Source organism: Flavobacterium sp. U410, from assembly GCF_053570605.1.
This window is the reverse complement of sequence record NZ_JBSEFI010000022.1, coordinates 1-14,408: the sequence shown is the minus strand read 5'-3', so window position 1 is coordinate 14,408 and position 14,408 is coordinate 1. Positions and strand designations below refer to the sequence as shown.

Annotated in this window: 10 protein-coding genes; 2 read left to right on the top strand and 8 right to left on the bottom strand. The window is 33.6% G+C overall.

All coding sequences use genetic code 11. The features are described 5' to 3' along the window. Positions 1-5: 5 nt before the first annotated feature. From ACUSJC_RS13765 to ACUSJC_RS13750, 4 genes are all read right to left on the bottom strand, one after another. Positions 6-1,700, bottom strand: a complete 1,695-nt coding sequence (locus ACUSJC_RS13765; RefSeq protein WP_449270138.1) for a DUF6909 family protein — start codon at positions 1,698-1,700, stop codon at positions 6-8. Positions 1,701-1,841: 141 nt separating this feature from the next. Then, positions 1,842-6,158 carry a M43 family zinc metalloprotease gene (locus ACUSJC_RS13760; protein WP_449270137.1) on the bottom strand — a complete coding sequence of 1,439 codons (4,317 nt, stop codon included), beginning with the start codon at positions 6,156-6,158 and terminating at the stop codon, positions 1,842-1,844. Positions 6,159-6,295: 137 nt separating this feature from the next. Continuing rightward, positions 6,296-7,786 carry a GH3 auxin-responsive promoter family protein gene (locus tag ACUSJC_RS13755; RefSeq protein WP_449270136.1) on the bottom strand — a complete coding sequence of 497 codons (1,491 nt, stop codon included), beginning with the start codon at positions 7,784-7,786 and terminating at the stop codon, positions 6,296-6,298. Between the two features lie 3 nt (positions 7,787-7,789). After that, entirely contained in the window at positions 7,790-8,656 is an 867-nt protein-coding gene (locus tag ACUSJC_RS13750) for a murein hydrolase activator EnvC family protein (protein ID WP_449270135.1), read from the bottom strand. Positions 8,657-8,785: 129 nt separating this feature from the next. Here ACUSJC_RS13750 and tatA point away from each other — a divergent pair, with 129 nt between their 5' ends. Further along, a complete protein-coding gene (gene tatA / locus ACUSJC_RS13745; protein WP_449270134.1) occupies positions 8,786-8,983 on the top strand; it encodes a twin-arginine translocase TatA/TatE family subunit in 198 nt (65 codons plus the stop codon). Between the two features lie 242 nt (positions 8,984-9,225). On the opposite strand, the gene ACUSJC_RS13740 is transcribed toward tatA, so the two are convergent. The 4 genes from ACUSJC_RS13740 to rpiB all read right to left on the bottom strand — a co-directional run bounded on the left by ACUSJC_RS13740 (position 9,226) and on the right by rpiB (position 14,135). After that, positions 9,226-11,358: a Tex family protein gene (locus ACUSJC_RS13740; protein WP_449270133.1), complete on the bottom strand. Its 2,133-nt coding sequence runs from the start codon at positions 11,356-11,358 to the stop codon at positions 9,226-9,228. Between the two features lie 97 nt (positions 11,359-11,455). Further along, entirely contained in the window at positions 11,456-12,592 is a 1,137-nt protein-coding gene (locus ACUSJC_RS13735) for an ATP-binding protein (RefSeq protein ID WP_449270132.1), read from the bottom strand. 126 nt (positions 12,593-12,718) lie between these two features. Then, a complete protein-coding gene (locus ACUSJC_RS13730) occupies positions 12,719-13,627 on the bottom strand; it encodes a cation diffusion facilitator family transporter (protein ID WP_449270131.1) in 909 nt (302 codons plus the stop codon). 76 nt (positions 13,628-13,703) lie between these two features. Next, positions 13,704-14,135 (bottom strand): ribose 5-phosphate isomerase B, encoded by a 432-nt coding sequence (gene rpiB / locus ACUSJC_RS13725; RefSeq protein WP_449270130.1) that lies wholly within the window; start codon positions 14,133-14,135, stop codon positions 13,704-13,706. Between the two features lie 83 nt (positions 14,136-14,218). On the opposite strand from rpiB, the gene ACUSJC_RS13720 reads away from it, so the two are divergent. Next, positions 14,219-14,408 (top strand): hypothetical protein (locus ACUSJC_RS13720; protein WP_449270129.1); only part of this gene is annotated, 190 nt, incomplete at its 3' end.

Below are 14,408 nucleotides of genomic sequence, written 5' to 3'. Positions count from 1 at the left end.
TAAGGTTAATTTATATTAAAGATTTGTTCCAAAATTTTAATAGTAATCAAATAGGTTGGTTTAACACCCGTTGTTCCCAATCCGCCAGAAGCCAATGTACTTCCTGTTTCTAATGGATTATCAGAGGCATAATAAGCATAACGTACTTTTACATTTGGATTGATACTTTTTCTGATTTTTGAGGCTGACTGAATGGCTTTTTGATAATACGCTCCTTCCATTTCTAATCCAATGGCTTGCCAAGTCGATTCGTGGAAAAACTTCAATAAATCTTTGTTTTGAAGTGATGTTCCTAAAACGGTAATCATTGGTCCGGCAAAAACCGGAATTCCATTTCCTTCAAACATATCAGCTGTTAATTCATTATCAAAAGGATAATTATCGGCTGTACCTTCATTCACATGAGCGGAAGGAATCATAATATCTCCTTTTCCTCCTTGTAAAATACCGGCTTTACCCATGATAGAAACGGATTCTACATTTAGAAATATCTTATTTTTTTTATCTGCTTTATATGGCTTCAATAATTCATCTATAGTTTCAAAAGCTTGCTCTCCAAAAGCATAATCCATCACAATTAACACAGGTTCTTTTCCTGGTTCTAATTTAGCTTCTGGAAAAATAGTTTTTTTGAAGTCTACTTTAGCGGTATCAAAAATTTGAACATCGATATTGGTTCCGGAAGCATCAGGTAAAAATACCATTCCTTGTTTTAAAGCATATTCTTCTACTTTATTTCTCAAATCATTACTTCCTGATTTACTCAAATCTTCAAAAATTTGAAAATCGGCTGCATCTTTATACTTTTTACCTAAAACGGGTTCTGCAAAAACCGAATTCATTACACTGTGCATATTGGCACTAATAATGTGAATAGGTCTTTCTATTAAATGGTTTTCTACTAATACTTTTTTAATAGCATCAGCCCAAATTTCTCCATAAATATGATGCCCTAAACGTTCTCTTAATATTGGACTAAACGTAATGGTTCTTTTATTATTATCTACCACTTCTTCAATGGCAATTTTTCCTAACCAATAGATAACATGTAAAAAACGATCCGGTTGTTCGGCTATTGCAAATTTATCGTAGATTTCCTGAACCTCAGCAAATGTACGTCCTAGAACATTAGCTGCATGCGAAATAGCAACTTCTCTTTCTTCTAATGAAAGTTCTTCTTTTTCCTGTACTACTTGCTCAATTTTTTCCCAATCACGAGAAACTTTTCCTTCGTCATCAATTAAAACACGATCCATAATTTTATGCGATTCCACAAAAATAAAGGTCAAATGTGTTAAAATATCATAAATGTCTGAACGTCCGCGAGTGATTTCTACGTTCATTTGTTCCTCATCAATACGATAACAATTACGTCTCCTCTTAGGTGGAACAATAGCTTTGAAATGCGATTTTGAATAGCCTTCGTCTGAAGTTAAATTGATATAACGACATTGTTCGATTCCGATAGGAAGACGCTCGATAACGTATAACAATCCGTTTAATTCTACCTTTTCTTCTGCAATTGATCCGTAAATTTCTGGTCGCAATTGCAATAAGGCTTCTCTTAATGTATCACCGGAAACTCCCATGGGTTTGTAAAAACCTCTGTTGAACAAGTGTCTCATTGTAATATACAGTCTCTCAATAGCTGCCGAGGACTCTTGCGCTCTTGAGCGCGAAATGTTTTTAATGTCTTTCATTAATATTTTTTTACTTTCTAACCTACAAATGTAATGTTTTTTTATTTGTCAGAGTTAGGATAAATTTAAGATTAGGCTATAAAAAAAGAGCTACTATTACAAGTAGCTCTTTTAAAATTCTGTTTTTCTAGCTTTTAGGCTCTAATAAATTACTTTTTTTGTGATTACTTTCCCATCTTCTAACGTAATTTGAAGAATTAATAGTGAATTATTTTTTTGCACTTTGTTCAGCTCTATTTGAATTGAAGATTGATTAGTTTCTTGAGCAACTGTTCTCCCTAACACGTCATAAACCATTACTTCTGAAATATTTTCTTTAACCGAATTAATCGTTAAGTAAGATTTTGTATTAACCCAAATGTTAGTTTCTGAATTACTTACACTTTCTTCTTTTAAATATGAAGTATAACGTAATGCAAATCGATTATCTATAGTTCCCATTGATGTGTTAAAACTATAGGGAGAATTTCTTAAATTATGAACAACATCAAGAGCATAATCTTCTAAATAAATATTTTGATTTGTTCCTTCAAATAATCCTTCTACTGCTCCGATTGCAAAAACATAATTACCGTCTTGAGGAATTTTAATTCCTAAAGGAACTACATCTGTATCTTGAAAAGGAAGACCTTTTCCTTGAATAATCATCTTTTGATCATTAACCAATGAATATAGATTAAATTCTTTTTTATTATCTGCAGGTGCATCATACAATCTGTCTATTCCTTCTTCAGCTCCCTCAATATATCCTATTAATGCTCGTCTTACTTTTCCTGTATTAACAGAAACTAAATCTATCCAAATATTATTTTTTTCTTCGCTTACAACCAAATCCTGAGTAGTTCTAAAAAATTGGTTATTCAAATACGTCATATCTCTCATTGAGTTAGTAAATGTAACACTCTCTGTAGTTGAAACACTTGAATCACTCATTTTAACGAAAAAACCTTGAGCAGAAGCTATATTTCCATTAAACGTTGCCGGACCTGAAGAGGCTCCTAAAGCATTATAAGTAATATAATCACTTACAGAATAATTATAAAGATACGTTCCATAAAAAGGAGTTGAAGTAGTATTTGCAGGCGCTGTACTATGCGTCCAAATATTAATAAAACCATCGATATTTGTATTTGCATTTAAGAACCTAATTGCATTAACTGCGCTTGGATAAGGATTACCTATTAAATTCCAGTTGTCATCATTGTTAGTTGCTAACGTGCTTGAGTTTCCTGTATTGTAATCCGCTCCCGTATAAGTACCTCTGGAAACAGCCATTGTAATAGTACCATTATTAGGCGCACCTACAAAGTCAGCAGTAAATGTTTGAGATAAAGTACCGAAAGTATTTGGCCCTCTAACTATATATCCTTTTCCGTTTACCATTGTTTCATTTCCATTAACCCAAATACCATATCCATTTGTATTTGAAACAACCGTTGGAACCCATTTCCAAATGAAATCAGTTGGTGTATCAGTAGAAATAGTAGCGGCATTAAAATTAGCAACAGGTGTTGACCAAAACACATAATCAGACTGAGCAATTGAAACATCTCTTTTTACGGTAATATCTCCTGTATTAGCCACCTCTTGTTTTTGAATTAAACTGGCACTATTTTCTATTGTTAACATGGAACCTGTAACTACATCAACTGTTCCTGTAACTACCAAAGAATGTCCGGGATTGAATACTACTCCCGCCCCACTATTAACAGTAACCGTACAGGCTTCAAGATCAGTTGTAGATGAATAATTTGCACTAAAAACTGCAGCTGTAAATTTAGTAGGCACACCATTGTCCCAAGTTGTTCCATCCCAAGTTGAAACCAAATCTCCACAAACCGTTCCCGTTGTAGGTCCTATTGCATAACCTCCTCCTAATTTAGAAGAAAATGTTGCACTAAAAATAACATTAGCTCCAAAAGCTCCTATTGTTACCGGAATTTCTTCAATTGTATAGTTTTCAAAATTGGTAGCATTAATCAAACTTATTGGATTTTCTATGACTTTAATTATTTTTAGTTCAGAACGTGTTTTCCCTGTTACTGTTTCCCAAGCAGCAACTTCTGCTTCTGTAAAATAAAAACTGATCGTATAATTTCCTGAATTGGTATCATTAGCAGGATCTACAAAATATGTTTTTGACAACAAATAGTTTTGCGTATTGGGATCTACAAAAACAGCTGAAGGTGCTCCAACTGAAGTCTGACTTCGATCTACTTCAACAGTTACACAACCATAATCAAACGCATTACTTGAATTAATTCCGGTCATAATTTTACTTGTTGCACTGTCTGAAGCATACACTTGCCCTGAAGTAGGAATAGTTGCTAAATATCGGGTAGCATTGTTAACTTCTGTTTGAACATCTGTAGAAATTTCGGCCTCAATCAACATTGTGTCTACCAATAATAATCCAATATTTGTAGTATTTGAAGTATTTACATGTCTAAAAACAATATAGCCTGTTTGTCCAGATAAAGCGGTTAAATTATGAATATTTAAAACTGAAGTCCCTTCATTAATAATTAAATTGCTAGCCAAAACAGTTCCTGCTAATATTGTTGTTTCTGAAGATGCATCAGTAGTGAAGTATACATTTAAATTACCTGCATTCCTTGTTTGAGCAGCGTCATCGTAACCCGCTAAAATATAAGACAAGCTTATACTATTAACTCCAGCTGGAAGCGTAATTTGAGGGCTGATTAAATAATTATTAGGTTTAACATTTGTATTTGAGCCTCTTAAATAGCTCAATGATTTTTCAGAGAATGCACTCTTTCCTGTTATTGTATTTGGGGCTGTTCCATAACCATCAAGACCTGTTACCAATCCCCAGTTATAAGAATCTCCATCCTGATCAATTCTTGTCCAACCCGTTATATCTTCAAAATCTTCTTCAAAAACTGTAATGGTTTGTAAAGGATTGGGAGCAAAATCATCATTAAACAATGTAATATCCATGGTTGTTGAACCTGAATTAACCAAAGCATCTCCTCCATTTGCGTTGACACTTAGTTGTACTTGAATTGTTTCATCGGTTTCTACTAAACCATCATTATAAACTCTTATAGTAAGGTATTGATCTGTTGTAGTTCCTTCAGGAAAAGTTACCGTTGAATTAACAATACTATAATCTATATTTTGAGTAGCTGTTCCTCCTGTTACTGTAAAAGTAACATCAGCATTCGCTGTTGCAACTCTTGCGATAGTCACCGGAAAATTATAATCTGAATAATTGCAATTTGTTCCTTCGTTAATAGATCCTGTTGGTTGACCAAACTTGATATATGGCGCTGGTGCTTGACAAGCTGTTGAAGCATTGAGTGTATTTCTTCTAGGCGAATTGGTCATAACAGCAACCATCCTATCTTTTTGATTCTGTGTAAAAGTATCCATACAGGCATCATTTGTATAATCCATATAATTTTGAATCATATCATTACCCGGATCCGTAGGACAAGAATCGACCGTACTACAAGAATAATTTGCTTGACCGGCAACAGGAGTATCTGGACAAAAATCATCAACTGTACATCCTCCGTCACCCCAAATGTGTCGTAGTCCTAACCAATGCCCTACTTCGTGAGTCATTGTTCTTCCTAAATTATAAGTAGCATTCAATATAAATGTACCATCATTTTCAGCTATTGTTCCCATTGCATTAAAAGCTGCAACTACACCATCAGTATTTGCAGCACCCCCTGTAGTTGCTAAACCAGGTAAACCTGAAGCATCCGGAAATTGAGCATAACCCAGTAATCCTGACATCCCTCCTAGTTCTAAACTTCTTCCTCCCGGTCTAATCGTCCACATATTCAAATAATTATCAGGATTCCAAATGGTTGCTGCTTTCATTGCATCTGCATCTGCAAATGTTTCCCAATCCGGACCGCCAGCTCCATCTGCAACATTATTACTATAAGGAGTAATTACATGTCTTACTATACCTGTCGTTGGATTACCATTTGGATCTGTCTGCGCCAAACAAAAATTAATTTCACAATCAACTGCTAATCCTGTACTGTTCACACCACCAGGAGTACCTGCTAATCTTCTGTAATCTTCATTCATTACATTAATCTGAGATATTGCTTGCGCATCTGTAATATTTTCTCCAGTTCCTAAAGCATCTCCGTTATGAATAATATGTATAACTACAGGTATATTATATACTTGTTGAATATTTCTTCCTGCTGCTCTATCCGCTTTAATTTGGGCTATTTTAGGTACTAACCAAGCTTCAAATTGTTCCGTTGTTGCTCTTTTAGGATATTTAGTTTTTAAAAAAGATTCATATTCTGTTGAATGGCAACGAATATGTCCACTTGGTGTTAAGTTTTGACCAAATGTAACAGGTTGTTTAATACTAGTTGTGTTGTTTAAACTTACCAGGTTCTGGTTTTGTCCTATTAAAAAAACAGAATATAGTAAACCAGAGATAATTAAAAAATTTCTCATAACAGTAGAGGATTTGTTAAAAAACGACCTAAAGTATGAGATTTTATATTATAAATCAAAATTTATTTAAAAAAATGTTATTTTTTAGTTAAATCTTAAGAAAAGTAAGTAGTAATTAACATGTTTGAAAATTATTTTCAAAGTGAAACATTCAATTTATCTACAATAGAACGATCATTACTTAAACGTGGTAATTTGTTCTGTCCTCCAAGTTTACCTATAGATTTCATATAGTACTGAAAACCATTATCTTGTACTTTAGTAATCACCAAAGTTCTCAAAACACTACCCGAAATCAAATCGTCATAATACACGTTTTGTTTTCGCATGGCTTCATCTATTTTAAGTGAAAAAGCAACTAAATCTTCCGGTTCGTTTTCAAATTCAATAAACCATTCGTGATATGGCAAACCGTCTTTAGGTGTAATTTGTGGCGCTACGGTAAATTCGTTCACACGAACATTAGTTCCTTCCATAGCTTCTTGCAAAGCCGCTTCCACTTCTTTACCAATAACATGTTCGCCAAAAGCAGAAATATAATGTTTGATTCTTCCTGAAACAATCACTCGGTAAGGTTTTAAACTCGTGAACTGAACCGTATCTCCAATATTATAACCCCAAAGTCCGGCATTAGTTGACAGAATTAAAACATAATTGGTACCCAATTCTACTTCACCTATCGTATATCGTTTGGGATTTTCGTTGAAAAATTCATCTGCTTTTACAAATTCGTAGAATATTCCCGAATTCAAAAGCAATAACATTCCTTTTTCTTTTTGAGAATCCTGATACGCAAAAAATCCTTCGGAAGCCGGAAACAATTCTATAGCATCTACTTTTCTACCAATTAAGTTTTCAAATTTGGCACGATAGGGTTCATAATTCACACCGCCGTAAATAAACAAATCGAAGTTTTTGAAGATTTCGCCCACTGGCTTATTCGCTTTTTCCTTTAGTTTTTCAAAATACATTTGCACCCAAGAAGGAATTCCCGAAATCACCGTCATGTTTTCATGTATCGTTTCTTCAACAATAGCATCTACTTTGGTTTCCCAATCTTCAATGCAATTGGTTTCCCAACTGGGCATGCGGTTTTTTTGTAAATATTGCGGAACATAATGTGCTACAATTCCGGAAAGTCGCCCCAATTTTACACCGTTTTTCTCTTCTAAAATAGGACTTCCTTGTAAAAAAATCATTTGACCATCTACAAAATCAGCTTTTCCGGTTTCGTGAATGTAACTCAAAATCGCATTTCGAGCCGCTTCAATATGAAAAGGCATTGATTCTTTGGTTAACGGAATATATTTGGCGCCAGAAGTGGTTCCGGAAGTTTTGGCAAAATAAATAGGTTTTCCGGGCCAAAGAATGTTTTCTTTTCCTTTTACCACCTCATCAACATAGGAACGCAATTGTTCGTAATCGCGAATAGGAACTTGCTTTTGAAAATCTTCGTAAGAATGAATGGCATCAAAATGATGATCTTTCCCAAATTGCGTTTCCTTAGCTTTTTGAATTAAATCTTTGAAAACTTTTTGTTGGGTTTCAATAGGATTTTGAGCCCATTTTTGGGTGGTATTGTGAATGTATTGCGCAAATAATTTTGCGGCAAATGACTTTACAGACATAACTTATTCAAAATTGATAAATTGAGTTGGATCGATAGGGAAACCATCTTTCCAAAGTTCAAAATGTAGTGTTATTCCCGAATTAGGATTAGTAATTCCGGCCAAAGCAATTACTTCGCCCGAACGTACCGTATCTCCTTGTTTCTTAGTAATGGATGCCAAGTTTTTGTAAACCGATAAAATTCCGTCTTGGTGACGCATAATAACTACGTATCCGTTAGATGGTGTCCAATCAGCAAAAACGATGGTTCCGGTTGCCACTGCCTTGATCGGCGTATTATTCATTAACGTCAACGTTACCGCCAAATGCTTGTTGGCCGCACTATACTTCTGAATGATTTTTCCTTGTGCCGGTGGAAATAATACAAAACTTACTTTTGGCTTTGCCGATTCAAAAACATTGAATTTATCTTCCTGCATTACTTCGTCACGCAATTGCTGTTCCGCTTCTGACGAAACCAATTTAGATTCGTCTACGACTTGTTTTTCGGAAGCAATAAGTGAATCTTTATTAAATTTGGCGTAATCGACTTCTCCGGTTAACACCTTTTTAATGGAATTGATATAGGCTCGATTGTCTTGAACCAAAGCTTCTAGCGAATCAGACTTAATGGCTAAGTTAGTGGCTTCTTTCTTTAAAGTGGTAGAAGCATAGCCAGGAATATATTCGCGAAGTGGCGTAAACGCAATGATATACGTAGTAATTCCGATCAAAAAAATAGCACCTAAAGTAGCCACTAAAAACACGTTCATCAAGTTTAGTTTCAATGAAAACGTTTCTTCAAAAGTATCTTCGTTCAGAATAATTAATCTTCTTTTATTGAAGAGTTTTTTAATCAGTAACTTTCTTTTGAGGCGTTTTTTAGACATTTTTTTGTATTTAGCACTACAAATATAGTAAATACACAAAAGCTGTTTGAACAGAGATAATAATAATTCGTTAAAAAATATGAATTTGCTATTTTCTTATTATCTTTGTCTAATAAATTTTTTTTAAAGATGAACGCATTAGCTATATTTTTAGGAGTTGTAGGAGCACCGCAAGTTATCTTGATTATTGCAATTGTTTTGTTGCTTTTTGGTGGTAAAAAAATTCCAGAATTAATGAAAGGTTTAGGTGGTGGTGTTAAAGAATTTAAAAACGCCATGAAAGATGACGAACCTAAAAATTCTAAAGAAGAAGATAAAAAAGAATAGTAGTTATGATAACTCTTGGTGTAATTGGTCCCCCTCAATTAATTTTTCTTTCAATTTTTTTATTCATTCCAATAATAGTTTTTTTTATTGGATATAAAATTGGACAAAAATCTGGATATATAAAAAGAGTTAAAGAAGAAGATAAAAAAGAGTAATTTTTACTAATTACAATATTTAAAAATCCCAAACTTTCTGTCATTCTGAATTTATTTCAGAATCTAAAAGTTTGGGATTTTTCTGTTTTATATAATCATTGACAATTGAATGCGTTTTCTGGCTTCGTCAACCTCAACTACTTTTACTTGAACGTGTTGATGTAATTTTACCACTTCGTTTACATCGGAAACAAAGCCTTCTTTTAATTGTGAAATGTGAACCAATCCGCTTTCTTTAATTCCGATATCAACAAAACAACCAAAAGCCGTAATGTTGTTCACAATTCCGGGAACAATCATACCAGGTTTTACATTCGCAATCGAGCGAACATTAGGATCAAATTCGAACACTTTTGCGGCTTTTCGTGGATCTAATCCCGGTTTTTCTAATTCTTTGACAATATCTTGAATTCCTAAAATACCCACGTTTTCTGTAATGTATTTATCGGTTTTAATTTTACTAATTTGTTCTTTGTTACCAATGAGTTCCGAAACTTGAATTCCTAAATCTTTTGCCATTTTTTCCACCATTTTATACGATTCAGGATGCACAGCCGAATTATCCAACGGATTTTTCCCATCTTTAATTCGGATGAATGCGGCGGCTTGTTGAAACGCTTTATCGCCTAAACGCGGTACTTTTTTCAATTGGTTGCGGTCTTCAAACGGACCATTTTCGGAACGGAAAGCGACAATGTTCTCCGCCATTTTTTCGCCAATTCCCGAAACATAACTCAACAACGATTTACTCGCCGTATTCAAATTAATTCCAACTTTGTTAACACAACTAATAACAGCAGAATCTAACTCTTCTTTTAATTTGGTTTGGTCTACATCATGTTGGTATTGCCCTACTCCTATTGATTTTGGATCAATTTTTACCAATTCGGCCAACGGATCACTCAATCGTCTCCCGATAGAAACCGCTCCACGAACGGTTACATCATAACTTGGAAATTCTTCTCGGGCAATTTTACTCGCCGAATATACTGACGCACCCGCTTCGGAAACTACAAAAACCTGAACTGGCTTGTCAAAAGCAATTTTCTTAATGAAAAATTCAGTTTCACGACTCGCCGTTCCGTTACCAATTGAAATGGCTTCAATGTTATAAGCGTTGACCATCGAACGGATTTTTTTCATCGCCATGGCACTTTCGTTTTGTGGCGCATGCGGATAAATATTTTCGTTGTACAGTAAATCGCCTTTTTCGTCTAAACAAACCACTTTACAACCGGTTTTGTATCCCGGATCGATGGCTAAAATTCGTTTTTCACCTAATGGTGGCGCTAACAACAATTGGCGTAAATTTTCTGAGAAAACATCAATCGCTTTGATATCTGCTTTTTCTTTGGCTTCTTGTAAAACTTCATTTGAAATAGCGGGTTCCAACAAACGTTTGTAACTGTCGTCAATTGCCTTTTCAATATGAGTTGCACTTTCGCCTTCGTTTTTAATCACCGTTTTGTCAATGAAACGCAAAGTTTCGTCTTTATCTTCATTAGAAAGAGTAATTTTAAACTTCACAAAACCTTCTGCTTCCGCACGCAACATCGCTAATAATCGATGCGAAGGCGCTTTCATCAAGTTTTCACTCCACTCGAAATATTGTTTGAATTTTTGTGCTTCTTCTTCGTCTTTTTTGGTTTTTATCACTTTGGTTTCTACCATTGCTTTTCTTTGAAACGTGCGACGCAGATTTTTACGAATAAAGATATTTTCGTTAATCCATTCGGCAATAATATCGCGAGCGCCTTGCAAGGCTTCATCTTCATTGGCTACTTTTTCGTTGATATATTTGGATGCCAAATACTCTAAATCATCATTTTTTTGACTCATGATGATTTTTGCCAACGGTTCTAATCCGTTTTCGCGAGCAGTATCAGCTTTGGTTTTGCGTTTCTTTTTATAAGGCAAATACAAATCTTCTAATTCCTGTAAATCGAAGCTGGATTCAATTTTAGCTTTTAAATCAGTCGTTAACGCGTTTTGCTCTTCGATAGATTTTAGAATCGAATCTTTGCGTTTTACAATTTCATCGAATTGTTTACTGAGTTTTGCAATTGCTTCAATTTGAACCTCATCTAAATTTCCGGTTCTATCTTTTCGATAACGCGAAATAAACGGAATGGTACAATCTTCCGACAGTAATTGCAAGGTATTTTCGATTCCTTTAACAGGAAGTTGGGTCGTGATTTGTATGAATTGGATGTTATTCATTTATTGTTCTTTAAAATATGATAATGAGATTTAGCTACGCTGAACAAAATTTTCTCCCTTTGATCGAAATGACAACATAGTAAAATCTCTTCTTTTATTACATTATAAAATCTAAATAATTCTTTTTTGTAATTACTTCAAATGTAGCATTTGGATAGGCTTTTGCAAAAGCAACAGGAATTTTTGATTTTTTATTTTCATTCCATTTAAATTCAAAACCAGCCAAATCATCAGCATTTTCTTCTAACCAATCTAACTCTTGTTGGTCATAAGTTCGCCAAAAATAATTCTTTCGAAACATTTTATGATACTGCTGTTTTTTCATTCGTTCCGAAGCTAAATAATTTTCCCATAAATCACCTATATCTGTTCTATTTTGCAACGTATTAAAATTATTAATGATTCCGTTTCGAATTCCATTATCAAAAAAATACCAACGCGAAGATTTCGTAATTTCTTTTCTCAAATTTCTTGAAAAACCTTCTACTTTAAATAAAATAAATACTTTTGTTAACAAATCAAGATAGCGCTCTACTGTATTTTTAGACAATTGTAATTGATTGCCTAATTCTTGTAATGAAACTTCTTTTCCTACTTGAAAAGCAATTAAACGAAGCAAATCATAAATTTTATTAGCATTTTTAATTCCGTCGAAAACCAAAATATCTTTCAACAAATAAGAATTTACAATTTCGCGTAAATAGGTTTGTTTGTCATACCAACTTTCATAATGAGTTAATTCCGGATAACCCCCATAAATTAACCTTTCTTCAATATTTTCAATAGTTTCTTTAAAATTTTCATATTGTGAAAACTCCATTTGAGCCAAAGGAAACAAAAACAATGTATTTTTTCTACCAACCAAAGGTTCGCCTAATTTATTATTCAAATCGAACATAGAAGAACCTGTTGCAATAACTTTAATCCCATCTATAGTATCAACAATAAATTTTAAAATTAATCCAATGTCATCAATATTTTGTGCTTCATCAATAATTAATAAATCAATATTTTCGAGTAGTCTTTTATAGTTTTCAAGTGTTCGTTCTTCCAGCAAACGTGTGTCATTTAAATCTTCACCATTTAATTGTAAAACTTTTTCATTAGCTGAAGCTACATATTTTTTAATCAACTGTGTTTTACCAACACGTCTTGCTCCTAATAAAATAAGCACTTTATTAGGCTTTAATTGATTTTTTAAATCATCAAAGACTGCTCTTTTATAATAATTCATACCAACTATTTTTTGATAAAACTTGATACAAATATAATAAAAAATATAAATTCAGTCAGTTTATTGACGTAATTTAGCTAAATTCAGTCAGTTTATTGACGCAATTTAGCTAAATTCAATCAGTATCTAATCTTGAACAATAAAATCTTTAGTGTCTTCTTTTTTAAATTCGGGTTGAATGTTGATGTGATTGATATTGAATTTTTCTAGTAATACTTCTTCAATTTCATGCAACAATTCGTTGAATTCACTCATTTTTATATCTTCCGAACAATCGAGATGTGCTTCTAAATGCAATTCGTCTTCATTTAAATTCCACAAATGAATATGATGCAATTTTTTAACTCCTTTTATTTGGTGAACCTCCTTAATTATATCTTTGATATCAATTTCTTCTGGTGTAAACAACATGAGCATTTTGGTGGCACTTTTTAACAAATCCCAACCTACCACTAATAAATATAGTGCAATACAAAGCGTTAAAACACTATCAATCCAATAAATTTGGTAAAACATCATAAGCAATCCACCAACCAAAACCGCTACAGAAGCTAACATATCAGTTAATAAATGCAAATAAGCCGATTTCATATTTAAGTTGTGATCGGCATCTTTGTGCAATAACAAAACCGATAAACCATTAACTACAATTCCTAAAACTGCCAACCAAATAACTAAATTAGGTTGAATATCATGTGGATGAAAAAATCGGTTTACCGCTTCAAAAATCAAATAAATAGCCACTATCACTAAGGTAGAAGCATTAACAAAAGCAGCAATTAGTTCGGCACGCTTGTAACCAAAAGTATGATTAAAAGAAGCTTTTTTATAAGAAAGTTTATGAGCTACATAACTGAAAACTAAAGATAAGACATCGGAAAAATTATGTAAAGCATCGGAAATTAGCGCTAAACTTCCGGAAATTAAACCGCCTACAACTTGAGCTAAAGTGATAACCACATTTAGAATAATAGAAAACAAAAGATTTTTCCCTTCTACTTTATGCGTGTGATTATGACTGTGGCTGTGCGACATGAGTAATCAATCTAGTGTTTATTTTGAGATTATTAGAAAGCTGGAAAAAATTCCAGCTTTCTAATGTATACTGTTTTTATTTGCACGCAATTTTATGCACACGTCTTTCGTGACGACCTGCTTCGAATTCCGTTGTTAAAAAAGTATGCACCATTTCAACTGCTTGTTCAATTGAAGTAAAACGAGCCGGAATACTAATAACGTTAGCATCATTGTGTTGGCGCGCTAGCGCCGCGATTTCTTTGATCCAACATAAAGCGGCACGAATTCCTTGGTGTTTGTTAACCGTCATGGCAATTCCGTTACCGGAACCACAAATTACAATACCAAAATCAGCTTTCTTAGATTCCACATCATAGGCCACCGGATGACCAAAATCAGGGTAATCTACACTTTCAAAAGTATCGGTTCCGTGATTAATAACTGTGTGTTCGTTAAGTTCTAAATATTTAACAATTGCTTTTTTGTATTCTGGACCGGCATGGTCGTTTCCTATTGAAATAATCATGAGAATGTGTTTGTGTTGTTTATGAGTACAAAAATAAAGATAATCTTGTATCTTGCTTAAGGAATAAGATAATTTTAGCAAAAATGACGTTTAAAGGTACAATTTCTTCTTTTGGTGAAAATAGTTTAGGACATGGACCTTATATAGCAATTCCAAATTCTGTTTTTGAAGAAATGCTAAAAATTGCTCCTGACAAAAGAGTAAAATGTACTTTAAATAATTTGTTAACGGTAAGCAGAGCCATGTCACCTAAAGGTTATTTTCATTATATCT

Excerpts from the sequence above, each read along its gene's own strand:
- ACUSJC_RS13760 (WP_449270137.1), bottom strand. The coding sequence starts at position 6,158 with ATGAGAAATTTTTTAATTATCTCTGGTTTACTATATTCTGTTTTTTTA.
- ACUSJC_RS13735 (WP_449270132.1), bottom strand. The coding sequence starts at position 12,592 with ATGAATTATTATAAAAGAGCAGTCTTTGATGATTTAAAAAATCAATTA.
- rpiB (WP_449270130.1), bottom strand. The coding sequence starts at position 14,135 with ATGATTATTTCAATAGGAAACGACCATGCCGGTCCAGAATACAAAAAA.
- ACUSJC_RS13740 (WP_449270133.1), bottom strand. The coding sequence starts at position 11,358 with ATGAATAACATCCAATTCATACAAATCACGACCCAACTTCCTGTTAAA.
- ACUSJC_RS13765 (WP_449270138.1), bottom strand. The coding sequence starts at position 1,700 with ATGAAAGACATTAAAAACATTTCGCGCTCAAGAGCGCAAGAGTCCTCG.
- tatA (WP_449270134.1), top strand. The coding sequence starts at position 8,786 with ATGAACGCATTAGCTATATTTTTAGGAGTTGTAGGAGCACCGCAAGTT.
- ACUSJC_RS13730 (WP_449270131.1), bottom strand. The coding sequence starts at position 13,627 with ATGTCGCACAGCCACAGTCATAATCACACGCATAAAGTAGAAGGGAAA.
- ACUSJC_RS13750 (WP_449270135.1), bottom strand. The coding sequence starts at position 8,656 with ATGTCTAAAAAACGCCTCAAAAGAAAGTTACTGATTAAAAAACTCTTC.
- ACUSJC_RS13755 (WP_449270136.1), bottom strand. The coding sequence starts at position 7,786 with ATGTCTGTAAAGTCATTTGCCGCAAAATTATTTGCGCAATACATTCAC.